This is a genomic window from Klebsiella sp. CTHL.F3a (assembly GCF_019890895.1).
Lineage (GTDB): Bacteria > Pseudomonadota > Gammaproteobacteria > Enterobacterales > Enterobacteriaceae > Klebsiella > Klebsiella grimontii.
In genome coordinates, this window is sequence record NZ_CP082360.1 from 795,561 (window position 1) to 821,167 (window position 25,607).

The following is a 25,607-nucleotide window of genomic DNA, read 5'->3' on the forward strand; positions in this document are numbered from 1 at the left end:
TTACCGCACTCTCCCGCCAGGTTTTTTGATGATGGTTTTACCCGCAAGCTGTTGTGGAAAAATCATCCGTGGCGAGAGGCCGTCAAAGCATTACTGGCCGAAAGCGACAGGCATTGTGTTGACAGCCCCGAACAGTTGCGTGACACACCTCACGCTATGACGGTGCAGGGGCTAATGTCTGGTAAACAGCGTTTCTATGACAAACAGGATCAGAAACGCCTTGATGAAGACTGGCTAACGGGATTCGATAACCGCGATCGCCTGAACTTCCTTGCCAAAGAAATCGCCGCGCTTCAGGAGCAGGTTAAAACCGCAAACGCGGCATTTGAGGTTGCGAAAGGCGAGGTGGCACTTTTGCAAAATCAGGCCATTTCATTCCAGAAAATACAACAGATTGATTACGATAGCATTGATGTTCCCGGCGCAAAGAGCCAATTGGAAGCGCTCAAGGAGCGGCTGGAGAATCTGATCCGCCCGGATTCCGATGCCAGCGTAGCGAAAGCAAAACTTGATGAGGCTCAAACGGTTGAGTCTGAATTTGATAAGCAGCTCAGAGCCGCCAATAAAGTCACTAACGGGCTGGATACAGAACTCACCTCCGCCAGGGCCGCAGAACGTAAGGCCCAGCAAACCGCGCAACAAGGTATGCAGGATGAAGAGCGAGAGCTGTGTGCCTTACATTTTCCGGCGGTGACTCTGGAGCAACTGCCTGACATTCGCGATCTGGAACGTCAACATGAGCGGGGAATTCAGCAAGAAATTGAGGGTGTTAAAGGTGAACTGCATCAGCTGAGTATTGAGTTGACCAAACGTATGTCTGAAGCCAAACGTGTGGATACCGGGGCGCTCGTTGAGGCAGGGGCTGATTTGGACGATATTCCTGTCTATTTACAGCGTTTGCAGGAGCTGACCGAAGAAGCCCTGCCGGAAAAGCTCAACCGCTTTCTTGACTATCTGAACCGTTCATCTGACGACGGCGTAACGCAATTGCTCAGTCATATTGAACATGAGGTGTTAGTCATTGAAGAGCGTCTCAATGAGCTCAATGAAACCATGTTTCGGGTAGATTTTCAGCCGGATCGTTACCTGCGTCTGGATACGAAAAAAGTTGTCCATGAAAGCCTGCGTACGCTTGAAAAAGCACAGCGTCAGCTAAATACTGCCCGGTTTGTTGATGATAACGGTGAGAGCCATTATAAGGCCTTACAGGTGCTGGTGGCGCAACTGCGGGATGCCTGTGAACGAAACCGCACCTTGGGGGCGAAGGCGTTGCTGGATCCCCGTTTTCGTCTGGAGTTCGCCGTATCGGTGATGGATCGTCAGAGCGGAAATGTGATTGAGTCGCGTACTGGCTCGCAGGGCGGTAGCGGTGGAGAAAAAGAGATTATTGCGTCTTACGTGCTGACCGCATCACTGAGCTACGCGCTATGTCCTGCTGGGAGTCGTTATCCGCTTTTCGGCACCATTGTCCTTGATGAAGCCTTCTCCCGCAGCTCTCATGCCGTGGCGGGCAGGATTATTGCCGCGCTTAGAGAATTCGGCTTACATGCCGTATTTATCACACCCAATAAGGAAATGCGCCTGCTGCGTGACCATACCCGTTCGGCGATTGTCGTCCACCGGCGCGGTCAGGATTCAAATATGGCTTCGCTGAGCTGGGAAGAGCTTGAACAACACTCCCGACGACGGGAGAACGCGTAGAATGTATTCTCCTGATGAACTGCGTGAAAAGCTTGCCCGGCAGTGGGATAACGCAAAGCTCCGGGCCGAGCGTTTACTTCCACCCGGTAACTGGCCGCTCTGTCTGACCATTGGCAAACCTTCCGCGAAAATATTCGCAGAGCAGCCTCAGCGCGTTTTACAACACGTGCAGTTATGGCGGCGAGTCGCGGTTGGGCGTGTGGACTGGGGAGAGGTCAGTTATCGGGCGAGCGACGGACCGGTATCAATGCCGCTGCGCTGGGTCCTGAATGGCCCTTCTGACTGGATCAGCGCCGCGGCGGATCAGGCGGTGAGCCGGGAGTTTCGCTTGCTGGAGGTAATTATTGAGCAGGTTGATCCCATTTTTCATCCGCTGTTGGTTAGTCATCGTTCCCTCTGGCGGCATAAAGCTCCGCAGGACATCATCAGTGCCGCCAGGCTGGCCTGCCGATTAGAGCCGGGCTGTGCAAAAGGGCTGCCGCTAAGACTGCTTTCCGGGCAAGGGGTGGATACCAAATTTATTGAGAATAATATTTCATTATTAACCCGACTGCTGGACGTGCGTTTTTCCGGCGAAGCCAGCGAGCAGGGGTTAACCACCTTCCTTGATGCTTTTGATGAGTCCAGCCACTGGGTTCTGGTTGTGCCACTTTCGCCCGGCTTGCTTCCTTTTAAAAAATGCCGGGTGACAACGGCGGAACTGGGGGAAACGACATTGCCCGCGTCGCGTGTGCTGGTGATTGAAAATGAACAGTGTCTGCATCAACTTCCAGCGTTATCTGACACTATCGCGATCTTAGGGTGCGGCCTTGACGTGCAATGGTTATCCAGCTCTGTTCTGGATGAAAAACGCGTTGCCTATTGGGGGGACATGGATAGCTGGGGGCTACTGATGTTGGCGAGAGCCAGGTGCTGCCGCCCGACGCTTGACGTTCTGCTGATGAACCGTGAGTTGTTTGAGCAATATGCCAGCCATAGCGCCGTTCCTGAACCGGTAAAAGCGCAGCAAGCAATACCTGATGGCTTGCTTGATGAAGAGGTCGATTTTTATCGTTACTTGATCTGCTTGCCACGTGGTCGTCTGGAGCAGGAATTTTTGCCTACGGGGATAGTTGAAGAGGCGCTGGTCATGTGGCAGAAAGGATTATAAATAAGGCTGAAGGATTCGTCAGTACCCTTAGCTACCTACCGGATATTCGGTAGATGCGGTATGATAAAGCCGAGCATTTTTCAGCCAGAGGAACCTCTATGCCTTTGCAAATAAAAGATATTATAGATCTGCAAACCCTTGTTGAGTCGGAACAGGTTGAGTTCAAACTGGCAGGGGGGAAAGACGGCAAAGGCGAGTTACCGAAAGACTTCTGGCCCACCTATTCCGCAATGGCGAATGGTCGGGGCGGTTGGGTGATTCTCGGTGTAAAAGAACAGGCTGGAAAATTTATACCAGTTGGTATTGTTGATCCCGAAAAGATTAAGACCGATCTGTTTAATCAGTTAAACGATCGCGATCGTGTCAGTGCGAATGTGCTGAGATCAGAAAACGATGTGCAACAGGTCTCTTTGCAGGGAGCGGACGTTCTGGCGATCCATATTCCACAGGCGATGCGCAAACAAAAGCCGGTTCACCTGAAAAAATCCCCATTTGGTAACACCTATCAACGTATGCACGAAGGCGATCGCGTTTGTGATGATATGACCATCAAGCGGATGCTTGCAGAGCAGATCCACGACAGCCGCGATAATGAAGTGCTTTCTGAACACTATACTTTTCAGGATGATATCGATCTGGACAGCCTGAAAGTCTATCGCAATCTGCTATCGGCAAATAACCCGCAGCATCCTTATTTGGCCTGTGAACCGTTTGAACTATTAAAAATGGTTGGTGGATGGCGTAAAGACAGGGAAACTGGAAAAGAGGGCATTACGCTGGCTGGCGTTCTCATGTTTGGTAAATGGGATGCGATTGTTGCTGCTGCGCCTAACTACATGGTGGATTATCAGGAGCGCCCCGAAGCTAAAACGGAGCTGCGTTGGGTGGATCGGGTATGCCCGGACGGTACATGGTCAGGGAACTTGTTTGATTTTTATCGCAAGGTATACCAAAAGCTGGTCGCCGATCTTAAAGTTCCCTTTACGCTTGAAGATGGACAACGCAGGACGGATACGCCAGTACATATCGCACTGCGTGAAGCGCTGGTCAACACGCTGGTCCATGCTGATTTTACCGACCGGGTTTCTATTCTGATCGTTAAACGTCCCGACATGTTTGGCTTTCGCAATCCGGGCTTGATGCGCCTGCCGCTGGAGGATGTGATAGCAGGCGGAGTTAGTGATTGCCGCAACAGGTTACTGCACCAGATGTTTTTGCTGATTGGCCTGGGTGAGAAAGCGGGTTCAGGGATGCCGAAGATTTTCAGCGGCTGGAAATCGGCTAACTGGCGAACCCCCAAACTTTGGGAAAAAACGTTTCCTGCACAGACGCTATTAGAGCTTTCTACGGCTAGCCTGATCCCGCAGCTTATTCTGGATGATTTGCATCAGCGATTTGGTGAAACCTTCGATCAGCTTGATGATTTTGAACAGGTGATTGTTGCAACAGCGGCGATTGAAGGCTGGGTCAATCATGAACGCGCCTGCCAGTTAACAACCCGTCATTCCCGCGAAGTCACGTTGACGCTTCCACGTCTGGAAAGTAAAGGTTTTCTGGTCGCTGGGGGTGAGCAGAAAAGCAAATATTACACCTTGCCTGGCGTATCGGTAATGACACCAGATGAGGTTTTCTCGTTAGGTGCGGTTGTAAGCTCCACACATAACGAGGGGAACTCCGCATATAACGAGCAGAGGTCCACACATAACGAGGGGAGCTCCACATATAACGAGCTGAGGTCCACACATAACGAGAAGAAGTCCACACATAACGCGGAAAACTCCACGTATAACGCCGGGGACGATCAACCCGCGTCCCGGGATGAGTATGGACGTTTGCTTAACAGCTTTATCGATAGACCCTATATTGATGATGTTGATAATCTCACCGAAGCTTTCCGGGATTCGTTGTTTGCTCTGGCTGCCGTTCCGCGTGAAAGGTTGCGTCTGGGAGATAAAGAGCTGATGAAGAGTGTGATCCTGAATGTGTGTCAGGGACAGTATATTTCTGTTGCTGCGCTGGGACAGATCCTTAGTCGTAACCCTAATGCTCTGCGTCAGCAGTACTTAAAACCGCTGGTGGAGCAAGGGGAACTGAAGCTGGCGTTTCCGCAGTATAAGAATGACCCGAAGCAGGGGTATAGTGCCGTTTGAAGAACTGATTAATATCTTTAATAAGAGCTTATGGGATATGAGTGAACTTGATTACGCAAAAACTGTTCCTCCAGGCGTAGTCGGCGAGCCTGCTTTTTCAGCTCGCAGATGCGTTGCTGCTCTGGGGAGATAGGGGTTGCAGAGGGCGTAATTCCCAGACGCTCTCGCCTGAGCTGATGCATCCAGCTCTCAAGCGTGGTAGAACCGACATTCATCAATTCACTGGCTTGTCGATATGAGCAGCCCTTATCAACAATCAGCTGTGTCCATTCCCGCCGGAACTCTGGGGTGACGTGCACTTAGTTTTCTTGTTCATTAAGTCACCTGTTTTGTGCCGAGGTGAGAATAACATCTTTAATCTGGTGGCCAAATATTACCGTGCCACTCCCCCCGAAGGGGTGAGCCGCTGTGCGGCGAATAATCGAACGTAGTTCGATGGAGAGGCCGGTCGCAGAAAAGCAAAAACCCAGCCATAGGCTGGGTTCTCTGAATAAGTGGTGCCCGGACTCGGAATCGAACCAAGGACACGGGGATTTTCAATCCCCTGCTCTACCGACTGAGCTATCCGGGCAACGGGGCGCATTAAACCTGATTCACCGCACCTCGTCAACGAAATTTATCTGTTTCGCAGCAGACTGAACAATCTATCACCAGATTGCGTCAAAAGCACGCATCTTCAGGCGAAAAACGCCGTCCAGGCCATTGAAATCGGCATCGCCAGCACCAGGGCAGGCAGCATATTCACCACGGCGAACATTTTAATTCCGCAGATGCGCAAACCGGTGGCAACCAGCAGCATCCCGCCGACAGCGGTGAAATCCGCCATCATCATCGGCGTGGTTAACGGCATAATCAACGATGCGCAGGCCGCCAGCGCCAGCTGGATGGCCAGCATCGGTACGCAAATGGCCGAGACCGCCAGCCCCAGGGTGCAGGCGAAGATGGTGGCGGTAAAGAAGTCGAGAAACGCTTTGGCGATAAGAATGCTGGCGTCGCCGGTCATTCCTTCGCGCATCGCGCCGAAAATCCCGGTTCCGCTGGCGCAGAACAGCACGATTATCGCGACGTAGCTTTGAATATAGGACTCATGCGCTGAGACCTTTTTCTGCCCCTTTTTGGGCGAAAGCAGCTGCTGGAGCTTACTGACCAGCGTATTAATGCCTTTCTCCATGTTGCACACTTCGCCGAGCAGCGCGCCCACCAGCGTTGAAAGCACCATCACCGGCAGGTTGGCGCATTTGATCACCAGCAGAATGCCGATGCCCAACGACGCAAGGCCAAAAATAGAGGTCATTGATGTACGAATCCGTTCCGGCAATCTTTGACTTAAGAGTGCGCCGAGTACGCCGCCCAAAAGGACCGCGCCGGCGTTAATAAATGGCCCTGTAACCACAGCATGACTCCTGTTAATTATCCCTAATGACTGCATTATTATGACGCCAATCGGGCAAAAAGGCTTGCGCATCCGTGGTGTGGCTGCATACGTAATTCATCTTGCGCGGTAGATTTAAAGGTGACATGATTGCGCGAATTTTCTCCTCTCCTGAATGAGGCCGCCGGGATGACGACATCGCCACTACATCACCAGTGCCGCTGCGTACAGATGCGCAGGCAGCCTCGTCTTGCTACCCTTACTCTGCAACTTCTGCCCGCCATGCGGTGAGCGTAACGCGGGCTCACTGCAGGACAACAGTAAGATCGGACGCGGTCTGCTTTTACTGATGTCTGGCGGTCGGAGCTGGGATCCAGCCAGACCCTGACATTTCGTTGGCCAGAGCCCAGACGCCCTGGCCGAAGCCTTTTACTCTCCGGAAACGGGTATTCGCGCTCATGAAATCAATGCACATTGCCGCCAGCCGCGAGCTGGTATCCCGCCTGTCCACCCACCGTCGCGTGGTGGCCCTGGACAGTACCGATTTTACCGATGTGGCGGCAGTCGTCATTACCGTAGCGGACAGCCGCAGCGGCATCCTTGCGTTACTGAAACGCACCGGGTTCAACCTGCCGGTTTATCTGTTCAGTGACGCTGACCACGAAAAACCAGAAGGCGTGACGGCCATCGTTAGCGGCAAAGAGCAGGAGTGGCTCGAACTGGAAGCCGCCGCCTGCGACTACGAAGAGAATCTGCTGCCGCCGTTCTTCGATACCCTGACCCAATACGTTGAGATGGATAACAGCACCTTCGCGTGTCCGGGCCATCAGCACGGCGCCTTCTTTAAGAAACACCCGGCGGGACGGCAGTTCTTTGACTTCTTTGGCGAAAACGTCTTTCGCGCCGACATGTGCAACGCCGACGTTAAGCTTGGCGATCTGTTGATTCATGAAGGATCGGCCAAACACGCGCAGAAGTTTGCGGCGAAGGTCTTCAACGCCGATAAAACCTATTTTGTCCTTAACGGCACCTCGGCGGCGAACAAAGTGGTGACCAACGCGCTGCTGACGCGCGGCGATCTGGTGCTGTTTGACCGTAACAACCATAAATCCAATCATCATGGCGCGCTGATTCAGGCCGGGGCAACGCCGGTTTATCTCGAAGCGTCGCGCAATCCGTTTGGTTTTATTGGCGGTATCGACGATCGCTGCTTCGATGAGAAATACCTGCGTGAACTGATACGCGAGACGGCGCCGGAAAAAGCCGATGCGCCGCGCCCGTTCCGCCTGGCGGTGATTCAGCTCGGTACTTATGATGGGACGGTATACAACGCCCGCCAGGTGGTCGATAAAATCGGCGGTCTGTGCGACTACATCCTGTTTGACTCTGCCTGGGTCGGCTACGAGCAGTTTATCCCGATGATGGCCGACTGTTCGCCGCTGCTGCTGGACCTGACGCCGGACGACCCGGGCATTTTTGTCACTCAGTCGGTGCACAAACAGCAGGCCGGTTTTTCGCAAACGTCGCAGATCCATAAAAAAGATAACCACCTGCGCGGGCAGGAACGTTTTTGTCCGCATAAGCGGCTCAACAACGCCTTTATGCTGCACGCCTCGACCAGCCCGTTTTATCCGCTGTTCGCCGCTCTGGACGTGAATGCCAAAATTCACGAAGGAGAGAGCGGGCGCCGCCTGTGGGCGGAGTGCGTGGCGCTGGGTATTGAAGCGCGCAAGGCGATTATCGCCAACTGCAAAATGATCCAGCCGTTTATTCCACCGGTGGTGGCGGGGCGTCCGTGGCAGGATCATCCCACTGAAGCCATCGCCCGCGAACGGCGCTTCTTTAGCTTTGAGCCGGGCGCGCGCTGGCACGGCTTCGAAGGCTATGCCAGCGATCAGTATTTCGTTGACCCCTGTAAACTGCTGCTGACGACGCCGGGGATCGATGCGGAGAGCGGGAAATATACCGATTTTGGTATCCCGGCGACCATTCTGGCCCACTACCTGCGCGAAAACGGCATCGTGCCGGAGAAGTGCGATCTGAACTCCATTCTGTTCCTCCTGACGCCCGCAGAGAGCGCCGAGAAGCTGGCGCAGCTGGTGGCGATGCTCGCCCAGTTTGAGCAGCATATTGAATCCGACACCCCGCTGGCCGACGTTCTGCCGACCATCTTTAATAAATATCCGGTGCGCTATCGGGATTACACCATCCGCGAGCTGTGCCAGGAGATGCATAACCTGTACGTCAGCTTTGACGTGAAGGATTTGCAAAAAGAGATGTTCCGCAAGAGGAGCTTCCCGCGCGCGGTGATGAACCCGCAGGACGCCAACCGCGAGTTTATTCGCGGTAACGTTGAGCTGGTGCGCTTAAGCGAAGCGGAAGGGCGGATTGCGGCGGAAGGCGCGCTGCCGTATCCACCGGGCGTGCTGTGTGTGGTGCCCGGAGAGATCTGGGGCGGGGCGGTGCTGCGCTATTTCCTGGCGCTGGAGGAGGGGGTCAATATGCTGCCGGGTTTCTCGCCGGAGCTCCAGGGGGTCTACAGCGAAACGGACCCTGACGGCATTAAGCGGCTATATGGCTATGTGCTGAAAGCATAAAAAACGCGCCCCGTTGATAACACCGGGGCGCGTTTTTTTATTCGTAAATCTGGGGTAAGCCGTTTATTTAATGTGCGACGGTCTGCGCCCCGGTTGGTACGCGGACGTGCTTGTACTTAAACAGCGCTACAAAGGCAAAAGCCAGAACCAGCGAATAGCCGGCGAAAATCAGCCATACGGTTTGCCAGTCGGTGATCCCTTCGACGGTAAAGTGCTCCACCACTTTACCGCTTACCATCCCGCCAAGTATGCAGCCGAAGCCGTTGGTCATCATCAGGAACATCCCCTGCGCGCTGGCGCGGATTTCCGGGCGAACCTCTTTTTCCACAAACACCGAACCCGAGATGTTGAAGAAGTCGAAGGCGCAGCCATAAACGATCATCGACAGCACCAGAAGCACGGTGCCGAACGGGGTCGGGTCGCCGTAAGCGAACAGGCCGAAGCGCAGCATCCACGCCACGATACTAATCAGCATCACGTTCTTGATGCCGTAGCGACTGAGGAAGAACGGGATGGTCAGGATGAACAGGGTTTCCGAGATCTGCGAAATCGACATCATCACCGAGGCGTGCTGCACGATAAAGCTGCTGGCGAACAGCGGATCTTTATCAAAGCTGTGCAGGAAGGTGTTGCCGAACATATTGGTGATTTGCAGTTCGGCGCCCAGCATCATCGAGAAAATAAAGAAGATCGCCATACGTTTATTTTTAAACAGCGCGAAGGCATCAAGGCCCAGCATGGCGGTCCAGCTCTGGTTTTTCTGCTGATTAGCCACCGGAATATGCGGCAGCGTCAGGGTGAAGAGCACCAGCAGTAAGGAGAGCGCCGCGCCGATATAAAGCTGCATATGGCTTAGCTCAAATCCGGAGAAGCTGACGCCCCACATGGCGAGGATAAAACCGATGGTGCCCCAGATGCGAATCGGCGGAAAATCGGTCACGATATCCATGTTCGCAGACTGCAGACGGTAGTAGGAAATGGTGTTAATCAGCCCCAGCGTCGGCATATAGGCCAGCGAGTTAAGCAGAATGACGAGGAACATCTCGCCCGGCGTAGTGACCTGGGCGGCGAGCCACAGCGTCAGCGCGCCGACCAGATGGCAAATGGCGTAAACCCACTTAGCGCTGATCCATTTATCGGCAACGATACCGAGCAGCGTCGGCATAAACACCGCGGCGATACCGAGTGAGCTATAGACCGCTCCGATGGCCGCACCATCGAACTTGAGAGTGACGAACATATACGAGCCGAGCGTGGTCAGCCAGCTTCCCCAGAGGCAGAACTGCAGGAACGACAGTACTTTGAGCTGCAGCTTAAGATTCATGTTTTGATCCTCACGGATATAGAATTGTTTTGTGTTTTAAATAACATTTATAGCGTTATTTTGGTTGGATTCTATCATTTATGCGGTGGATGCTTTTGTTAACTGCCGCAGAAAATCGCAAAACAGTTGCGCAACTCTATTGTGTATAGCAGAAGGAAGGCGCCCTTGAGGAAACAAGGGCGCTGGAGGGAGATTACCTGCGGCGATAGCCTTTCTGCGCAGAGTTAACCTTGTACAGATAACGACGCGACTCGGCGGAGGGGTGACGGCTGGTGATGGTTTGATAAACATCGCCCGGCGTCATGTTGTTGATGATATTCGCCGCCTGAACCTTATCGCTGGAGAAGACCCGCAGTACGCTGCCCGCGCCGCCGTTATACGCGGTGATGACCGCATAGCGACGCGAGGTCGGGTTGGTGATACCGGACAGATAGACGTTGTTAAGCATTGCCAGATAGGCGGTGCCGGTGTCGATGTTATTGACCGGATCGAACAGGTAGCTGCGGCTCGGTAGGCCTGATTTCCCCTGCGAACGGAACACGTCCTTCCCGGCGCTGTGCTGCACCACCTGCATCAGCCCCAGGGCGTCGGCGTGACTTACCGCATAGGGGTTAAAGGAGGATTCGGTTTGCATAATCGCCAGGATCAGCGATTCATCAACGCCGTATTTGCGCGATGCCTGACGGACCATACCAATGTACTTATGCGCGCGTTTGTCGAGGTGGTTCGGCACCAGGTTAATGGTGATGCTGTAGATCATGCGCGGGCCGTTGCTGCGGCTTTTCAGGCGTGTTTGCAGCAGATAGTCGGCGAAGCGCGAGGCGCGCCACTCCCAGCGAATCGCCTCGCCGGTGTTATCCACCACCTGGCCATACAGGAACGGCTCTTTTGAAATCTGAATATCATCGACGTCAGAATAGAGGTCGATGGAGTTAGGGTCATCGCCCATCAGCAGGGTTTTAATAATCGCCTGGCGCAGGCGCCCGGCCGGGTCGGTACCGGCGATAGTTTCAACGGTAATCGTCCCCGCATCAAAGTTGATGTGGCTGCGGGTTTGATACTGGTCGGTGTATTTAACGTAGTCCTTCGGCCCGGCGAGCAGAACTTCGTTATAACCCCAAATGTTCTCGATGTTATGGGCGAACTGGCCCATCAGGATATCAAAGCCGTTGGTGTCCTTCACCCACGCCTCGTTATACTCGGCGCCTTTTTTGGTTGAGCTGGAACACGAAACGAGCAAAGGCGCAATCAGCGCTAGCGCTAAGTATTTTTTCATCATTCCGGGAGTGCGTGTTGTGTTTATTGTTGTAAAGGGCCGTCAGGCCCTTACTGTTTTTCTGGCGGCGTATAGCCTTCGATGTGCACGTCTTTGCCTTCAAACAGGAACTGAACCATCTCCTGCTCCAGCAGTTTGCGATGCTCAGGGTTCATCATGCTGAGTTTTTTCTCGTTTATCAGCATCGTCTGCTTATGCTGCCATTGGGCCCAGGCTTCTTTGGAAATTTCGTTATAGATGCGTTTGCCCAGCTCGCCCGGATACAGCTGAAAATCCTGGCCATCGGCTTCACGCTGCAGGAAAGTACAAAAAATCGTTCTGCTCATTCTTAATCCTCTTTAATCGCCAGAAAGCTAAACCGGTGCTCCGGCTTTTAACTGTTGCAACAAGCGCTCCACGGGGGCCGCCAGACCGACGGACGGCGGCTGCGCTAAGTTATACCAGAGTGCGCCCCCTTCATCCATGCATGCGCCGGATGAGTGCACTGTAAGCCACATCGGCACAATATCCAGATGGAAATGGCTGAAAGTGTGGCGGAACGCGGTTAATTGCGTCAGATTCTCAGCCTTGATCTGCCGCTGGGCCAGCCACTCCCGCAGCGTATCTTCATCTTCAAACTGCGGGAAGCAGAACAATCCCCCCCATAATCCCACCGGTGGGCGCTGGGAGAGAAACACCTTGTCGCCGTGCTGCATCAGCAGGAAATAGCCGGTACGCTCGGGGATCGTCTGTTTCGGTTTTTTGCCTGGATATTGAGCCCATGAATGATTTGCGTAGGCCACGCAGCCGTTATTCAGCGGGCAAAGCTCGCATTTCGGCTTTGAGCGGGTACATACCATCGCTCCAAGGTCCATCATGGCCTGGTTAAAACGCTCGACCCCATTGGCTGGCGTGACGTCTTCGCTGATATCCCACAGGCGTTTCTCAACCTCTTTTTTCCCCGGCCAACCGCTGACAGCATAGCAGCGCGCGAGCACGCGCTTCACGTTGCCGTCGAGAATCGGATAATGCTGACCGAGAGAAAGGGACAAAATCGCGCCGGCGGTGGAGCGGCCCACGCCTGGCAGTGCGGCGACTTCATCGAAGGTCTGCGGGAATTTTCCGCCGTGCAGGGTGGCCACCTGCTGCGCCGCTTTATGCAGATTGCGCGCGCGGGCGTAATAGCCAAGTCCGGTCCAAAGATGCAGGACTTCATCGAGGGGTGCGTTCGCCAGATCGGTAATTGTTGGGAAACGCGCCATAAAGCGTTCAAAATAGGGGATAACCGTCGCCACTTGCGTTTGTTGCAACATCACCTCGGAGAGCCATACTTTGTAAGGCGTCTTGCCAATTTGCCAGGGCAGGGTTTTGCGCCCGTATTTGTCGTACCAGTCCAGCACCTGGGCTGAAAATTGCGCGGCGAGAAAAGTCAAAGCTACGGCTCCGGGAAAGCGATTATAAGGTGGCAGATTGCAGCACAAGGGCGAGGGGCTGTAAACCCTTGCATCCGCCGGGTAACTTTGGATAATGCCCGTTTTCCGAACACATCTCACAAGCAGACTTAACTTTTATGAAAAACGACGTCATATCTCCGGAATTCGATGAAAACGGCCGCCCGCTGCGCCGTATTCGCAGCTTCGTCCGTCGTCAGGGCCGCCTGACCAAAGGTCAGCAGCACGCGCTGGACACTATTTGGCCGGTGATGGGCGTTGAATTCAACGAAGCGCCGCTCGATTTCGCCGCCCTGTTTGGCCGTGAAGCGCCGGTCACGCTGGAGATTGGTTTTGGCATGGGGGCGTCGCTGGTGGCGATGGCGAAAGAGAAGCCGCAGCAGAATTTCCTCGGCATTGAAGTGCACTCGCCGGGCGTCGGCGCCTGCCTGGCGTCCGCCGAAGAAGAGGGCGTGCAGAACCTGCGCGTCATGTGCCACGATGCGGTGGAAGTGCTGCATACCATGATTCCGGATAACTCCCTGAGCATGGTGCAGCTGTTTTTCCCTGACCCGTGGCACAAAGCGCGTCATAATAAGCGCCGTATCGTTCAGCCGCCTTTTGCCGAACTGGTGAAAAGTAAACTGAAGCTGGGGGGTGTCTTCCATATGGCGACCGACTGGGAGCAATATGCCGAGCATATGCTGGAAGTGATGTCCTCGCTTGAAGGGTATCGTAACCGGTCTGAAAGCAACGACTATGTGCCGCGCCCGGAATCGCGCCCGGTAACCAAATTTGAACAGCGTGGCCATCGTCTTGGCCACGGCGTATGGGACTTAATGTTCGAGAGGGTGAAATAATGGCAACGAATCGTAGCCGTCGTCTGCGTAAAAAAATGCATATCGACGAGTTTCAGGAAGTGGGTTTCTCCGTCGCGTGGCGCTTCGCGGAAGGAACCAGCGAAGAGCAGATCGACCAGACCGTTAACGATCTGATTGATGAAGTGATTGAGCCTAATAAGCTGGCCTTTGATGGCAGCGGCTATCTTTCCTGGGAAGGGCTGATCTGCCTGCAGGAAATCGGCAAATGCACCGAAGAACACCAGGCCATCGTGCGTAAATGGCTGGAAGATCGCGGGCTTGCCGATGTACGCACCAGCGAACTTTTTGATATCTGGTGGGACTAAGTTTGACAAGGGTCGGCAACTGCCGGCCCGTTTTGTCTGAAGGGAGTTAAATGATGCGCAAAACGCTGTTGGCAGTGGCGCTGTCCGTCACCGCTTTGTCCGCGCATGCGGACTACCAGTGTAGCGTCACGCCGCGTGACGATGTCATCCTCAGCCCGCAGCAGGTGCAGGTGAAAGGCGAAAACGGCGATCTGGTGATTAAGCCGGACGGCAATCTGACCTTTAACGGGAAAGCCTATGCGCTGAATGCCGCCCAGCGCGAGCAGGCGCAGGACTATCAGGCTGGACTGCGCAGCAGCCTGCCGTGGATTGATGAAGGCGCCCGCACGCGGGTAGAAAAAGGCCGCGCCGCGCTGGATAAAATCATTACCGAACAGGTGGGGGCCAGCAGCAGCATGCATAGCCGCCTGACCAAGCTTGATGCGCAGCTGAAAGCGCAAATGGGCCGTATTATTGAACATCGCAACGATGGGCTGACGTTCCACTATAAAGCCATCGATCAGGTGCGCGCCGACGGCCAGCAGCTGGTAAACCAGGCGATGGGCGGTATTCTGCAGGACAGCATCAACGAGATGGGCGCGAAGGCGGTTCTCAAAGGCGGCGGTAACCCGCTGCAGGGGATCCTTGGTAGCCTTGGCGGCCTGCAAACGGCCATTCAGGACGAATGGAAAAACCAGGAGGCAGATTTCCAGCAGTTTGGTAAGGACGTCTGCGGCCGCGTGGTCTCCCTTGAGGAGAGCCGCAAAGCGCTGGTGGGGTCGTTAAAGTAAGTTTTAATTCGCTACCTGCGGGCGCAGGTAGCGATTATGGTCAGTCGGTCACATCAGCCCCAGCAGCTGCGGAATAAACAGCGAGATCTGCGGGATATAGACAATCATCATCAGCGCGATCAGCAGGGCGGCGTAAAACGGCAGCAGCGGTTTAATGAGCTGCTGAATTTTAACGCCGGAAATAGAGCAGCCTACAAACAGCGCGCTGCCTACCGGCGGCGTCAGCAGACCGATGCACAGGTTAGCGACCATCATGATGCCGAAATGCACCGGATCCATCCCCAAATCCTGCGCGATGGGCAGGAATATCGGCGTGAAAATCAGTACCGCCGGGGTCATATCCATGAAGATCCCGACGATTAACAGCACGATATTTATCAGCAGCAGAATCACCACCGGGTTTTCAGAAATCCCCATTAGCGCATCGCTTATCATGTAGGGTATATCGGCGTTGGTCATCGCCCACGACATGCCGACGGAAAAGCCGATCAGCAATAGCACGATGGAGGTCATCACCACCGATTCAAGGATCAGCTTCGGCAAATCGCGCCACTTCACTTCCCGGTAAATCAGCACTGACAGGATAAAGGTGTAAACCACGGCGATAGCCGACGCTTCGGTCGCGGTGAAAATGCCGCCGAGGATCCCGCCCATCACAATGATCACCAGCAGCAGGCTGGGCAAGGCGTCGAAAAACGCTTTTGCCGCCTGGGCGCAGGTGGGACGTTCAGAAACCGGATAACCGCGACGTTTAGCGATAAAAGCGCACACCACCATGATGGCCAGGCCCATCAGAATGCCCGGCAGATAACCGGCCATAAACAGCGACGCAACCGAGACGCCCCCAGCCGTCAGGGAGAAGACGATCAGGACGTTTGACGGCGGGATGAGCAGGCCCGTGATGCATGATGAGACGTTAACCGCCGTGGAGAACGCCGGGTCGTAGCCCTTCCGGGTCTGAATGGGGTTGAGCGTTCCCCCTACCGCCGCCGCCGCGGCGACCGCCGAACCTGAAATCGAGCCGAACATCATATTTGCCAGCACGTTGACGTGGCCCAGCGATCCCGGCACGCGTCCGACCATCACCTGCGCCAGATTGATTAAGCGGATGGCAATCCCGCCGCTGTTCATCAGGGTGCCGGCAAAGATAAAGAATGGAATCGCCAGCAGGGCGAAGTTGTCGAGGCCGTTCGCCAGGCGCTGAGAAACGGTAATCACCGCAATATCCCACGGGAACATCAGCAGCATCGAGCCGACGGTCGCGATGCCAATGGAGAAGGAGATGGGGACGCCAATAAAAACCAGAATAAAGAAAGAGCCAAATAGCATCAGTGCGATATAGCTGTCCATCAATTTGCCCCCGCTTCATAGTTTTTCATATTTTTCAGACCGTTGCTGATAAAACAGAGCGTGTAAAACATCATAATGATGCCGGTTAGCGGCAGGATCAGATACACGTAGCCCATGGGGATCTGCATCGCGGCCGAGACCTGGGATGTCGACAGCGTTTTTTCAATCAGCTTCACGCCGCCGGTTACAATTACTGACCCGGCAAAAATAAAGATCAGCAGATTAATAATGACGCTGAGCAGCGCTTGCTTGCGGGGAGGAAGCGTCATGGCGAGTAAATCGATCGCCAGATGACGCTGGGCGCCGACAGTATATGCCGCACCCAGCAGCCCGACCCAGATCATCAAAAATCGCGCCAGCTCGTCGGTCAGGGTGCTTGGCTGGTTTAGCACGTAGCGGCTGAACACCTGCCAGACGACGCAGACCACCAGCGCAATCATAACGGCGACGGAGAATGCGGCGATCGTGCGGTCCACCGCCAGCTTTATGCGGTTAAGTATCATCATTGTTTTCCCGATGAAAGCGGGCCAGCGGCTGGCCCGCTAAGTGTTATTCGGCGGCAGCTTCAAATTTGTCCAGCAGGGCGGCCTGCTTCGGATCTTTTTTGAAGTCATCAAACAGCGGCTGCACGGCGGCGCGGAACGGTGCTTTATCCACTTTGATGATTTCGCCGCCCATGGCTTTGGCCTGCGCGCGGGTGTCGGCGTCGATCTTGTCCCACAGTTTTTGCTGATACGCTTCGGAAGCTTTTGCCGCCTTGATCAGGATTTGCTGCTGATCCGGCGTCAGTTTGTCCCAGGTTTTACTGGAGATAACGAGGAAATCCGGGATGGAGGCATGTTCATCTTCAGAGAACACTTTCGCGATTTCGATATGGCGCGTTTGTACCCAGGAAGGCACATTGTTCTCCGCGCCGTCCACCACGCCCTGCTGCATGGCGGTATAAACTTCACCAAAGGAAATGGGCGTTGGCGAACCGCCCATTAATTCGACCATTTTTAAGGTTGTCGGGCTGGCCTGGACGCGGATTTTCAATCCTTTTAAATCTTCCGGTTTAGTGATGGGCTTTTTGGCGTAAAAACTGCGGGTCCCGGCAACATAAGCGGAAAGCGCAAAGAATCCTTTATCTTTCGTAGACTCCATTATTTCCTTACCCACCTCACCGAAGACGACTTTATTGAAGTGATTCTGGTCTTTAAACAGGAACGGTAAATTATATATCGCGTAGACGTTATCGAAGGACTCCAGATCGCTGGCGGAACCTTTGGTCATATCCAGCGCGCCATTTTGTAATAACTCCAGCGTTTCACGCGCGCTGCCCATTTGGCTACTGGGATAAATACGGATCTTTATAGCCCCGTTGGAAAGTTGGTTAACCTCTTTGGACATCTCCTCAAAGGCCTGATGAACAACATGGCTGCGTTCAAGGTTATGTGCCAGTTTTAATGTGACTTTTTCAGCCGCGCTTGCGCCTGAGGAGAGCAGGGCAAGCAAAGATACACACACCAGAGAACGAGAAAAAGAGAATTTTTTCATGAGTCGGCTCCATGCACTTGGGGTAATTGGTCAATATCTTAAGGGGTAATCTTTGTTTCTGTATGACATATTATCCTTGTTGTCGTACATCTTTAAGCTATCTGTCTCACACTTTTTCTCAATAAGTCGATCAAAAAGATATTTTTGTGCGGTTGGTTATATTTATTTTCAATAAATGAATGTGAATTTATTTTCACTGGAAATGTTGAATTGAGATGCTTCGGGAATAGTGATATTGATGTTTCGTAAAAAACGAATAATTAATTATCCCGCTATTTTTATAACGGGATAAGTGGAGAGGAGATTATTCGCTGAGGAAAAGTTCGAGAAGGGAATTCAAAAATAGCTTACCGTGCTCGGTAATTTGCCAGTAGCGCTCATCTTCCATCAGGTAGCCTTCGGCGATGGCGGCATCGATTTGCGGACGGATCGTACGCTCATCAAGGCCGGTGTAGCGGCTGAATTCATCGCGCGGGGCGGCTTCCAGCAGGCGGAAACGGTTCATAAAGAACTCAAACGGTTTATCCGCATCTTCCACATCGTGCTGGCGCTCCAGATAGCGGCCTTCCATGTAGCCGCGTGGATGCCGGGTTTTCGCCGTCCGCAATATGCGCCCATCCGGGAACGTCACTTTGCCGTGCGCGCCGCAGCCAATCCCCAGGTAGTCGCCAAAGCGCCAGTAGTTCAGGTTATGCTGGCACTGATAGCCCGGCTTAGCGTAGGCGGAGGTTTCATATTGCTGATAGCCCGCCGAACTGAGCAGGCTATGCCCCTGTTCATAAATGTCCCACAGCGCGTCGTCGTCCGGCAGGGTTGGCGGACGCGAGCCAAACAGGGTGTTTGGCTCAATGGTCAGCTGATACCAGGAGAGGTGCGGCGGATTGAGCGCGATTGCCTGGCGCAGGTCATCCAGCGCCTCTTCCAGAGACTGATCCGGCAGACCGTGCATTAAATCGAGGTTAAAGCTGCGCAGTCCCAGACCGCTTGCCAGGTTTGCCGCGCGCCGGGCTTCCTGTGGCCCATGGATACGTCCGAGCCGCTGCAGCTTCTGTTCGCTAAAGCTCTGTACGCCGATGGAGATGCGATTAATACCTGCGCGCTGATACTCGACAAAGCGATCCGCTTCCACGGTGCCGGGGTTGGCTTCCATGGTGATTTCCGCGTTGGATGCCAGCGGAAGAGATTCGCGCACGCCGTCGAGCAGGGTTTGCATCGCCGTGCCTGAGAGCAGGCTCGGCGTACCGCCGCCGATGAAAATAGTCCCGATTTCACGTCCCTGCGCATAGTGGGCGTCGGCCCGCAGATCGTTCAGCAGATGCTGAACGTAGTCGTCGTGCGGTACCTCGCCCTTTAACGCATGCGAGTTAAAATCGCAGTACGGGCATTTCTGCACGCACCACGGGATGTGAATATAGAGGCTCAGGGGCGGCAAATTAGCCATTACGTAAGGCTTCCAGTAACAGTTTTAGCGCGCGTCCGCGGTGGGAAATGGCGCTCTTTTCTTCACGGCTCAGCTCCGCTGCGGTTTTACCTTCCGTCGGAACAAAGAATATTGGGTCGTAACCAAAGCCGCCGTTGCCTGCGGCTTCACGAGCGATGATGCCCGGCCAGCTGCCGTGGCAAACCAGCGGCGTTGGATCTTCCGCATGACGCAGATAGACCAGCACGCAGTGGAATTGCGCCTGGCGCTTATCGTCCGGCACGTCGCGCAGCGCGTCGAGCAGCTTTTCCAGATTGCGCTGGTCGGTCGCATCTTCACCGGAATAGCGGGCGGAGTAGATGCCGGGCGCCCCGCCTAATGCATCGACGGCCAGACCTGAGTCATCGGCGATGGCCGGGAGCCCGGTCACCTGCGCGGCATGGCGCGCCTTCAGAATGGCGTTTTCGATAAACGTCAGGCCGGTTTCCTCTGCGGAATCCACGCCCAGCTCGGTTTGCGCCACGATATCGAGGCCAAAATCTGCCAGCAGCGAGGCCAGCTCGCGCACTTTTCCGGGGTTGCCGGTAGCGAGAACAACTTTTTGCATATGAGATCCTGTTTATTCTGTCAGCGCGGCGACCCCGTCCGGGATCTGCTGCGGATGAATGATTTTTATCTGTTTGTGGCGGCCCAGTTCGCCTTTCTCAATAAGCACCTGGCTTTTCGCTACGCGAAACTGTTTGGCGAGGAATTTTACCAGATGGGCGTTGGCCTGGCCGTCAACGGGAGGCGCGGTAATGGCGACTTTGAGCTCGTCGCCATGTAAACCAACGATGCTGTCGCGGCTGGCCTTGGGCTGAATATACAGCCGTAAGACCAACCCGTCAGCGCAGGCTTCGACGGCACTCATAGCGCCATCCACAGCCCCGGAAGCAGAACGTTGCCGGTAGCCTGCAACAGTTCGGCGATACCCATATTGATTACGTACAGCAGCAGAACCAGCACCATCGGCGAGAAATCAATGCCGCCCATTGAGGGCAGCAGCCTGCGGATCGGGCGCAGCAGCGGGTCTGCCAGCTGCATCAGAACATATTCCACCGGGCTGCGGCCCTGGCTTACCCAGCTCATGATCGCCATTAACAGAAGAACCCAGAAGATCAGCGAGCCGACAGTTTTGATAAGGATCAGCAGCGCGGAGATCCAGATAATCGGCTGGAAGGTGACGACCATAAAAAGGACGATAGCTTTCACGACGCAGAGAATAAATGCGACCAGCAGGGAGGCGCTGTCGAGCGGCCCCATCGCCGGGATAATACGGCGCAGCGGCCCAACGACAGGCTGCGTAGCCTTGACCACGAACTGCGAAAACGGGTTATAAAAGTCGCAGCGCGCCCACTGCATCCAGACGCGTAACAACACGACCATTGTGTAAAGCTCAATGACCGTTGAGAGCAGGAAAGTCAACGTCTTCATGGCGTTCCTCAGATTCCTTGTTTTTTGCTGTAGTCGCGCGCGCCGAAAATTGCGGTTCCGATGCGCACCATAGTGCTTCCCGCCGCGATGGCGGCTTCCATATCATCCGACATTCCCAGCGACAGCGTATCGACGGTAGGGTAGTGCGTTTTTAGCCGCGCAAATGCTACCGCCATTTGTTGGGCGACGGCAAACTGCCTTACATATTCTGACTCTGGCGCGGGAATGGCCATTAAACCGCGTAGCTGCAGATTAGGGAGTTTAGCGATTTCTGCCGCCAGCGCGTCCAGCTCTTCAGGCGGAATACCCGACTTGCTCTGCTCATCGCTAATGTTGATTTGAATTAGCACGTTGAGCGGCGGCAGTTGAGCCGGGCGCTGTTCACTCAGGCGGACGGCGATTTTGAGACGATCGACGGTATGGCACCAGTCAAAATGCTCGGCCACCAGACGGCTCTTATTGGACTGCAGCGGACCAATAAAGTGCCACTGTAGACCGGTTGCGCCCGTTTCCTGAAAGTAGCGGATTTTATCCACGCCTTCCTGGACATAGTTTTCGCCAAACGCGAGCTGGCCGGCAGCCATCGCTTCTTCGATAGCGCTCGCAGGTTTCGTTTTACTGACTGCAAGCAACGTAACTTCTTCTGGAGCACGGCCGCAGCGTGCGGCAGCGGCTGAGATTTTGTCCCGGACCTGTGCCAGGTTATGCGCAATATCGTTCATATACCGAGGATGAGTTATGGAACTGGAAGAAATAGTGGCCCTTAGTGTAAAGCATAACGTCTCCGATCTACACCTGTGCAATGATTCAGCGCCGCGCTGGCGTCGCCAGGGCAAGCTGGAGCCCGCGCCGTTTACCTCCCCTGATATTGGCAAAATACTCACTGATTGGCTCAACGCCGAGCAGCTCGACCAGTGGAAGGCCTGCGGACAGGTTGATTTCGCGCTGACTCCGGCGGGTGGGCCGCGTCTGCGCGCCAGCGCATTTGTGCACAATCGCGGTCTGTCGCTGGCGCTGCGTCTGCTGGCGGAAACCTGCCCTCAGCTGGCGGATCTCGGTGTGCCGGCCGCCTTAACGGAGCTGCTCAATGAGGAGAGCGGACTTATCCTGGTCACGGGGGCTACCGGTAGCGGGAAATCAACCACCCTGGCGGCGATGGTGGGCTATCTTAACCAGCGCCTCAGCGGCCATATCCTGACGCTGGAAGATCCGGTTGAATTTATTCACCGCAGCGAGCGCTGTCTGATTCAGCAGCGGGAAATCGGCCGCCACTGCCCCTCATTTGCCGCTGCCCTGCGCGCCGCGCTGCGTCAGGACCCGGATGTCATTCTGTTAGGAGAACTACGTGACAGCGAAACGATCCGCCTGGCATTAACGGCAGCGGAGACCGGACATCTGGTGATGGCGACGCTACATACGCGCGGCGCGGCGCAGGCGGTTGAGAGGCTGGTGGACGTCTTTCCGGCGCAGGAGAAAGAGCAGGTACGCAGTCAGCTGGCGGGAAGTTTGTGCGCGGTGCTGGCACAAAAACTGTTTCCAGATGCTGCTGGCGGCAGAGTTGCGTTATACGAGCTTTTGGTTAATACCCCGGCGGTGGCTAATTTGATCCGAGAGGGGAAAACGCATCAGCTGCCCGGCGTAATGCAAACCGGGCAGCAATCGGGCATGCAAACATTTACGCAAAGCTTTCAGCAACGTACGGCCGCCGGGCTTTTGTAGCTGCGCTTTTTATATTCAGAGATCCTACCAATAGCTTGTTATAATAATGTTTTATTAATGTTTGTTACCCTTATTTGATATTACAAATAAACACCTAAGATTAAGTCGAATAATGTATTCCATGAAAAACGAATTGACATAAACCTCTCATAACCAGGAAAAAAGTTTGATAATCTTTTGACTCTCTTAAGGCATTCGATTTATGCTGTTTACAGGGGTAGGAAAATTCCCATGGAATATTGTTTCAATGTGTAAAAGTGGTTTGTTTTTATAAATACACAGACGATCGTATTCTTGTTAATTCATTTAACCGCTATGAAGGCGGAAATCAACTAAGGAGAGTTTTAAGTGATTAATTTATCTGAGAATTTGGCTTTTTCTCACCAGGTTACTTTTATTACTCACCCCTCCATTCAAAGCAAAGCATTTGCGACCTGGCTGGCCGAAAGGTTATCCGCATCGGTCATTCTGCAAAATATTAACAAACCCCTCGCGCAACGCCTTTTGAAAAATTCTGTAATATTATTTGATATTGCGGTTTCAAATAAAAAGTTGAATAGCGTATGGCGTGATATTATTCGCATGCAGGGAGATAACCCCCGTTTATTGATTATCAATAGCGCACAAAAGTATGAGCTCTACGAAATGGCGCAGTGGCCAGCGCTGTACGGCGTTTTCCGTCATGACGATGATGAATCGCGCTTAATTGAGGGCGTTAGGGCTGTGCTGAACGGCGAACAGACGGCTGAATTGAGCGTGATGCACCCGGCGATGTATGCTGCGGATCATGTATCGGCGCCTGCGGAGAATTCACCGTTGACCGAGCGTGAATGTGAAATTCTGAATGAACTTCGCTGCGGGGCGACAAATCTGGATATTGCCCGCGCGCTATTTATCAGTGAAAACACGGTGCGTACCCATCTGTACAACGTGTTCCGTAAGCTAAGCGTGAAGAACCGGACTCAGGCGGTAAGCTGGGCGAATGAACATCTGCGCCACTAAACATGAAATCCGGATGATGGCGCCTGCCGCTGGTATGGGGCGCCATCATTCAGCTTCAGTAACTCTGCTCGAAGTAGCTTTCCAGAATAATGACGGCAGAAGCGGAATCCACGCTGCCTTTTTTTAGCGCCCGGAATCCACCCTGTTCGAATAGCCCGGCTCTGGCTTCAACCGTGCTCAGACGTTCATCATGCAGGATTATCTGCACGCCGAAGCGGCCATGGATTTTATTCGCGAAGTTGCGCGCACGGGCGGTCAGGGATTGTTCCGTACCGTCCATATTCAGCGGCAGGCCGACAATCACGGCTTCGGGCTGCCACTCTTTCAGCAGTTTCTCAATAACGTTCCAGTCAGGCTTACCGTCCTGCGCTTTCAACGCGGGGAGGGGGCGGGCGGTGCCGGTGATGCGCTGCCCTACGGCGACGCCAATGCTTTTGGTGCCAAAATCGAAGCCTAAAAACGTTCCGCTCATTACGCGTGCCCCGCTTCGGCTGGCATGGTCACGATATCAATGCCAATCAGCTTTGCAGCCTCACGCCAGCGGTCGGCTATCGGCGTGCTAAACAAAATATTCCGATCGGCCGGCGCGGTGAGCCAGGCGTTATCCAGTATCTCCTGCTCCAGCTGGCCTTTCTCCCAGGAAGCATAGCCCAGCGCAACCAGCACGTTCTCCGGCTGTTTATCCGTACCCAGCGTTTCGAGCACGTCGCGGGAGGTAGTGATCACCGTGTTATCGGAAATACGGATGCTGGAGGAGAAATCGGAAGGCGGCGAATGCAGTATAAAACCCCGATCCTCGGCCAGCGGACCGCCAACCATCACCGGTTTATCCAGGCGGATCTCGGGATTGCGCGGCTCAGGCGTGATTTTTAATTTCTCCAGGATCCCTTCAACCTGCAGATTTTCCATCGGCTTATTGATGATGATGCCCATGGCACCGTCATCGTTATACTCGCAGATATAGACTACGGAGCGACGGAACATCGGGTCCTGGAGAGCAGGCATGGCAATTAGAAAGTGATGCTGTAAATTCATTGTCAGAGGTTCTGTTCCTGGTTCAAAAAAGCAGCACCCAGTATGCGGGTAAAGCAAGGGAGTGTCGATTCACTTTATCTTTCAGGTTTCAGGGGCTTGCCTGCCTGAGCTTGAAAGCGAATCGCCTGCGCTGGCTCCAGGCTACAGGCGCGGGCCTGCAGCCGGAATAAGCGCTTTATTTATTGAGGCGCTTCTCGATGGCGTCCATCAGCATCCCGGTAATGGAAATCGGGAAGGCGGCTTCGATTTCACGGACGCAGGTGGGGCTGGTGACGTTAATTTCCGTCAGACGATCGCCGATGATGTCCAGGCCGACGAAGATTAAGCCTTTGGCCTTCAGCGTGGGGCCAACGCGGCGGGCGATGGCCCAGTCGCTTTCGGTCAGCGGGCGCGCTTCGCCACGACCGCCGGCAGCAAGGTTACCGCGGGTTTCGCCGCCCTGCGGGATACGGGCCAGGCAGTAAGGAACCGGCTCGCCGTCAACCACCAGCACGCGCTTATCGCCATCTTTAATGGCTGGCAGATAGTTCTGCGCCATGCAGTAACGGTTGCCCAGCTCGGTCAGCGTCTCGGTGATGACGCCGAGGTTAGGGTCACCCTCTTTTACGCGGAAAATAGAGGTGCCCCCCATACCGTCCAGCGGTTTGAGAATGATATCGCCGTGTTTTTCCCAGAAGGCTTTCAACTGCGCTTTATTACGGGTGACCAGCGTTTCCGGGGTCAGCTCGGAGAACCAGGCGGTAAACAGCTTTTCGTTACAGTCGCGCAGGCTCTGCGGTTTGTTGACGATAAGCGTGCCTTGTTCTTCGGCGCGTTCGAGGATGTAGGTCGCGTAGATAAACTCGGTATCGAACGGCGGATCTTTACGCATCAGAATGACGTCAAGCTCCGCGAGAGGCAAATCCTGCTCGCCGTTGAACGCGTACCAGTTGTCGTAGTTCTGCTCGACGCTTAGCTTGCGCGTACGGGCGCGGGCTTCGCCGTTGATTAAGTACAGATCGTTCATCTCCATATAATGGAGTTCATAGCCGCGACGCTGCGCTTCCAGCAACATGGCGAAGCTGGTGTCTTTCTTGATGTTGATGGTTGCGATGGGGTCCATCACGATGCCGAGCTTAATCATTGTTCTTCTCCGTT

Annotated in this window: 25 protein-coding genes, 1 tRNA gene and 1 pseudogene; 9 read left to right on the forward strand and 18 right to left on the reverse strand. The window is 54.3% G+C overall.

The features are described from left to right. Positions 1-354: 354 nt before the first annotated feature. The 3 genes from K7H21_RS29265 (at position 355) to K7H21_RS03790 (ending at position 5,001) form a co-directional block, all read left to right on the forward strand. A complete protein-coding gene (locus tag K7H21_RS29265) occupies positions 355-1,701 on the forward strand; it encodes an SbcC/MukB-like Walker B domain-containing protein (RefSeq protein WP_311103891.1) in 1,347 nt (448 codons plus the stop codon). Between the two features lies 1 nt (position 1,702). Continuing rightward, a complete protein-coding gene (locus tag K7H21_RS03785; RefSeq protein WP_049079800.1) occupies positions 1,703-2,851 on the forward strand; it encodes a DUF3322 domain-containing protein in 1,149 nt (382 codons plus the stop codon). Positions 2,852-2,949: 98 nt separating this feature from the next. Beyond that, entirely contained in the window at positions 2,950-5,001 is a 2,052-nt protein-coding gene (locus tag K7H21_RS03790; RefSeq protein ID WP_142445248.1) for an RNA-binding domain-containing protein, read from the forward strand. Positions 5,002-5,054: 53 nt separating this feature from the next. Here K7H21_RS03790 and K7H21_RS03795 read toward each other — a convergent pair. The 3 genes and pseudogenes from K7H21_RS03795 to K7H21_RS03805 all read right to left on the reverse strand — a co-directional run. After that, positions 5,055-5,353: pseudogene (locus K7H21_RS03795) on the reverse strand (transposase); the annotation flags it as partial. Between the two features lie 143 nt (positions 5,354-5,496). Beyond that, positions 5,497-5,572: transfer RNA gene (locus tag K7H21_RS03800), tRNA-Phe, on the reverse strand. A gap of 105 nt (positions 5,573-5,677) precedes the next feature. Continuing rightward, complete coding sequence (locus tag K7H21_RS03805; protein WP_004125195.1) at positions 5,678-6,394, reverse strand: DUF554 domain-containing protein; 717 nt, start codon at positions 6,392-6,394, stop codon at positions 5,678-5,680. 437 nt (positions 6,395-6,831) lie between these two features. On the opposite strand from K7H21_RS03805, the gene K7H21_RS03810 reads away from it, so the two are divergent. After that, positions 6,832-8,970 carry an ornithine decarboxylase gene (locus K7H21_RS03810; protein ID WP_142469408.1) on the forward strand — a complete coding sequence of 713 codons (2,139 nt, stop codon included), beginning with the start codon at positions 6,832-6,834 and terminating at the stop codon, positions 8,968-8,970. Between the two features lie 67 nt (positions 8,971-9,037). On the opposite strand, the gene K7H21_RS03815 is transcribed toward K7H21_RS03810, so the two are convergent. The 4 genes from K7H21_RS03815 to mutY form a co-directional block, all read right to left on the reverse strand. Beyond that, positions 9,038-10,294, reverse strand: a complete 1,257-nt coding sequence (locus tag K7H21_RS03815; protein ID WP_004125191.1) for a nucleoside permease — start codon at positions 10,292-10,294, stop codon at positions 9,038-9,040. 193 nt (positions 10,295-10,487) lie between these two features. Next, complete coding sequence (mltC, locus tag K7H21_RS03820; protein ID WP_004135825.1) at positions 10,488-11,570, reverse strand: membrane-bound lytic murein transglycosylase MltC; 1,083 nt, start codon at positions 11,568-11,570, stop codon at positions 10,488-10,490. A gap of 50 nt (positions 11,571-11,620) precedes the next feature. Then, positions 11,621-11,896 (reverse strand): oxidative damage protection protein, encoded by a 276-nt coding sequence (locus tag K7H21_RS03825; protein ID WP_004105744.1) that lies wholly within the window; start codon positions 11,894-11,896, stop codon positions 11,621-11,623. Positions 11,897-11,923: 27 nt separating this feature from the next. After that, positions 11,924-12,982, reverse strand: a complete 1,059-nt coding sequence (mutY, locus tag K7H21_RS03830; protein WP_154902673.1) for an A/G-specific adenine glycosylase — start codon at positions 12,980-12,982, stop codon at positions 11,924-11,926. 137 nt (positions 12,983-13,119) lie between these two features. Between mutY and trmB the strand changes: the two genes are divergently transcribed. Genes trmB through K7H21_RS03845 form a run of 3 tightly spaced genes read left to right on the forward strand, consistent with a single transcriptional unit; the run spans position 13,120 to position 14,935 of the window. Further along, positions 13,120-13,839, forward strand: coding sequence for a tRNA (guanosine(46)-N7)-methyltransferase TrmB (trmB, locus tag K7H21_RS03835; RefSeq protein ID WP_004125186.1), 720 nt, complete (start codon positions 13,120-13,122; stop codon positions 13,837-13,839). After that, positions 13,839-14,165, forward strand: coding sequence for a YggL family protein (locus K7H21_RS03840; RefSeq protein ID WP_004105731.1), 327 nt, complete (start codon positions 13,839-13,841; stop codon positions 14,163-14,165). Before trmB ends, K7H21_RS03840 begins: the two co-directional genes overlap by 1 nt. Positions 14,166-14,215: 50 nt before the next feature. Next, positions 14,216-14,935: a YggN family protein gene (locus tag K7H21_RS03845; RefSeq protein ID WP_024358653.1), complete on the forward strand. Its 720-nt coding sequence runs from the start codon at positions 14,216-14,218 to the stop codon at positions 14,933-14,935. 48 nt (positions 14,936-14,983) lie between these two features. Here the strand turns inward: K7H21_RS03845 and K7H21_RS03850 are convergent, their stop codons facing one another. The 8 genes from K7H21_RS03850 to K7H21_RS03885 form a co-directional block, all read right to left on the reverse strand. Continuing rightward, positions 14,984-16,285: a TRAP transporter large permease gene (locus tag K7H21_RS03850; protein ID WP_004125184.1), complete on the reverse strand. Its 1,302-nt coding sequence runs from the start codon at positions 16,283-16,285 to the stop codon at positions 14,984-14,986. Further along, on the reverse strand, positions 16,285-16,788 hold the full coding sequence (locus K7H21_RS03855) for a TRAP transporter small permease (RefSeq protein WP_049113283.1): 504 nt from the start codon (positions 16,786-16,788) through the stop codon (positions 16,285-16,287). Before K7H21_RS03855 ends, K7H21_RS03850 begins: the two co-directional genes overlap by 1 nt. 46 nt (positions 16,789-16,834) lie before the next feature. Beyond that, positions 16,835-17,821, reverse strand: a complete 987-nt coding sequence (locus tag K7H21_RS03860; RefSeq protein ID WP_004125181.1) for a TRAP transporter substrate-binding protein — start codon at positions 17,819-17,821, stop codon at positions 16,835-16,837. A 304-nt stretch (positions 17,822-18,125) separates the two neighbouring features. Beyond that, positions 18,126-19,262: a radical SAM family heme chaperone HemW gene (gene hemW, locus K7H21_RS03865; RefSeq protein ID WP_004125178.1), complete on the reverse strand. Its 1,137-nt coding sequence runs from the start codon at positions 19,260-19,262 to the stop codon at positions 18,126-18,128. After that, positions 19,255-19,848, reverse strand: coding sequence for an XTP/dITP diphosphatase (locus tag K7H21_RS03870; RefSeq protein ID WP_049113279.1), 594 nt, complete (start codon positions 19,846-19,848; stop codon positions 19,255-19,257). Before K7H21_RS03870 ends, hemW begins: the two co-directional genes overlap by 8 nt. A gap of 12 nt (positions 19,849-19,860) precedes the next feature. Further along, entirely contained in the window at positions 19,861-20,151 is a 291-nt protein-coding gene (gene yggU / locus K7H21_RS03875; RefSeq protein ID WP_004125173.1) for a DUF167 family protein YggU, read from the reverse strand. Beyond that, positions 20,148-20,714: a YggT family protein gene (locus K7H21_RS03880; protein WP_004105714.1), complete on the reverse strand. Its 567-nt coding sequence runs from the start codon at positions 20,712-20,714 to the stop codon at positions 20,148-20,150. The genes yggU and K7H21_RS03880 overlap by 4 nt, the downstream gene beginning before the upstream one ends. Positions 20,715-20,722: 8 nt before the next feature. Continuing rightward, positions 20,723-21,436 (reverse strand): YggS family pyridoxal phosphate-dependent enzyme, encoded by a 714-nt coding sequence (locus K7H21_RS03885; protein ID WP_004125172.1) that lies wholly within the window; start codon positions 21,434-21,436, stop codon positions 20,723-20,725. A gap of 16 nt (positions 21,437-21,452) precedes the next feature. On the opposite strand from K7H21_RS03885, the gene K7H21_RS03890 reads away from it, so the two are divergent. Both K7H21_RS03890 and K7H21_RS03895 read left to right on the forward strand, forming a co-directional pair. Then, entirely contained in the window at positions 21,453-22,433 is a 981-nt protein-coding gene (locus K7H21_RS03890; RefSeq protein ID WP_142468404.1) for a type IV pilus twitching motility protein PilT, read from the forward strand. 348 nt (positions 22,434-22,781) lie between these two features. After that, positions 22,782-23,435 carry a LuxR C-terminal-related transcriptional regulator gene (locus K7H21_RS03895; protein ID WP_004125160.1) on the forward strand — a complete coding sequence of 218 codons (654 nt, stop codon included), beginning with the start codon at positions 22,782-22,784 and terminating at the stop codon, positions 23,433-23,435. Positions 23,436-23,490: 55 nt separating this feature from the next. Here the strand turns inward: K7H21_RS03895 and ruvX are convergent, their stop codons facing one another. From ruvX to gshB, 3 genes are all read right to left on the reverse strand, one after another. Continuing rightward, on the reverse strand, positions 23,491-23,907 hold the full coding sequence (gene ruvX, locus K7H21_RS03900) for a Holliday junction resolvase RuvX (protein WP_223035588.1): 417 nt from the start codon (positions 23,905-23,907) through the stop codon (positions 23,491-23,493). Next, positions 23,907-24,470 carry a YqgE/AlgH family protein gene (locus tag K7H21_RS03905; protein ID WP_004125153.1) on the reverse strand — a complete coding sequence of 188 codons (564 nt, stop codon included), beginning with the start codon at positions 24,468-24,470 and terminating at the stop codon, positions 23,907-23,909. Before K7H21_RS03905 ends, ruvX begins: the two co-directional genes overlap by 1 nt. Positions 24,471-24,645: 175 nt before the next feature. Then, positions 24,646-25,593 carry a glutathione synthase gene (gene gshB / locus K7H21_RS03910; protein ID WP_049113275.1) on the reverse strand — a complete coding sequence of 316 codons (948 nt, stop codon included), beginning with the start codon at positions 25,591-25,593 and terminating at the stop codon, positions 24,646-24,648. Between the last annotated feature and the right edge of the window lie 14 nt (positions 25,594-25,607).

Excerpts from the sequence above, each read along its gene's own strand:
- hemW (WP_004125178.1), bottom strand. The coding sequence starts at position 19,262 with ATGGCTAATTTGCCGCCCCTGAGCCTCTATATTCACATCCCGTGGTGC.
- yggU (WP_004125173.1), bottom strand. The coding sequence starts at position 20,151 with ATGAGTGCCGTCGAAGCCTGCGCTGACGGGTTGGTCTTACGGCTGTAT.
- K7H21_RS03815 (WP_004125191.1), bottom strand. The coding sequence starts at position 10,294 with ATGAATCTTAAGCTGCAGCTCAAAGTACTGTCGTTCCTGCAGTTCTGC.
- K7H21_RS03880 (WP_004105714.1), bottom strand. The coding sequence starts at position 20,714 with ATGAAGACGTTGACTTTCCTGCTCTCAACGGTCATTGAGCTTTACACA.
- K7H21_RS03860 (WP_004125181.1), bottom strand. The coding sequence starts at position 17,821 with ATGAAAAAATTCTCTTTTTCTCGTTCTCTGGTGTGTGTATCTTTGCTT.
- K7H21_RS03855 (WP_049113283.1), bottom strand. The coding sequence starts at position 16,788 with ATGATACTTAACCGCATAAAGCTGGCGGTGGACCGCACGATCGCCGCA.
- K7H21_RS03870 (WP_049113279.1), bottom strand. The coding sequence starts at position 19,848 with ATGCAAAAAGTTGTTCTCGCTACCGGCAACCCCGGAAAAGTGCGCGAG.
- ruvX (WP_223035588.1), bottom strand. The coding sequence starts at position 23,907 with ATGAGCGGAACGTTTTTAGGCTTCGATTTTGGCACCAAAAGCATTGGC.
- K7H21_RS03845 (WP_024358653.1), top strand. The coding sequence starts at position 14,216 with ATGATGCGCAAAACGCTGTTGGCAGTGGCGCTGTCCGTCACCGCTTTG.
- K7H21_RS03790 (WP_142445248.1), top strand. The coding sequence starts at position 2,950 with ATGCCTTTGCAAATAAAAGATATTATAGATCTGCAAACCCTTGTTGAG.
- K7H21_RS03840 (WP_004105731.1), top strand. The coding sequence starts at position 13,839 with ATGGCAACGAATCGTAGCCGTCGTCTGCGTAAAAAAATGCATATCGAC.
- gshB (WP_049113275.1), bottom strand. The coding sequence starts at position 25,593 with ATGATTAAGCTCGGCATCGTGATGGACCCCATCGCAACCATCAACATC.
- K7H21_RS03890 (WP_142468404.1), top strand. The coding sequence starts at position 21,453 with ATGGAACTGGAAGAAATAGTGGCCCTTAGTGTAAAGCATAACGTCTCC.
- K7H21_RS03850 (WP_004125184.1), bottom strand. The coding sequence starts at position 16,285 with ATGGACAGCTATATCGCACTGATGCTATTTGGCTCTTTCTTTATTCTG.
- trmB (WP_004125186.1), top strand. The coding sequence starts at position 13,120 with ATGAAAAACGACGTCATATCTCCGGAATTCGATGAAAACGGCCGCCCG.
- K7H21_RS03885 (WP_004125172.1), bottom strand. The coding sequence starts at position 21,436 with ATGAACGATATTGCGCATAACCTGGCACAGGTCCGGGACAAAATCTCA.
- K7H21_RS03905 (WP_004125153.1), bottom strand. The coding sequence starts at position 24,470 with ATGAATTTACAGCATCACTTTCTAATTGCCATGCCTGCTCTCCAGGAC.
- K7H21_RS03785 (WP_049079800.1), top strand. The coding sequence starts at position 1,703 with ATGTATTCTCCTGATGAACTGCGTGAAAAGCTTGCCCGGCAGTGGGAT.
- K7H21_RS03825 (WP_004105744.1), bottom strand. The coding sequence starts at position 11,896 with ATGAGCAGAACGATTTTTTGTACTTTCCTGCAGCGTGAAGCCGATGGC.
- mltC (WP_004135825.1), bottom strand. The coding sequence starts at position 11,570 with ATGAAAAAATACTTAGCGCTAGCGCTGATTGCGCCTTTGCTCGTTTCG.
- K7H21_RS03810 (WP_142469408.1), top strand. The coding sequence starts at position 6,832 with ATGAAATCAATGCACATTGCCGCCAGCCGCGAGCTGGTATCCCGCCTG.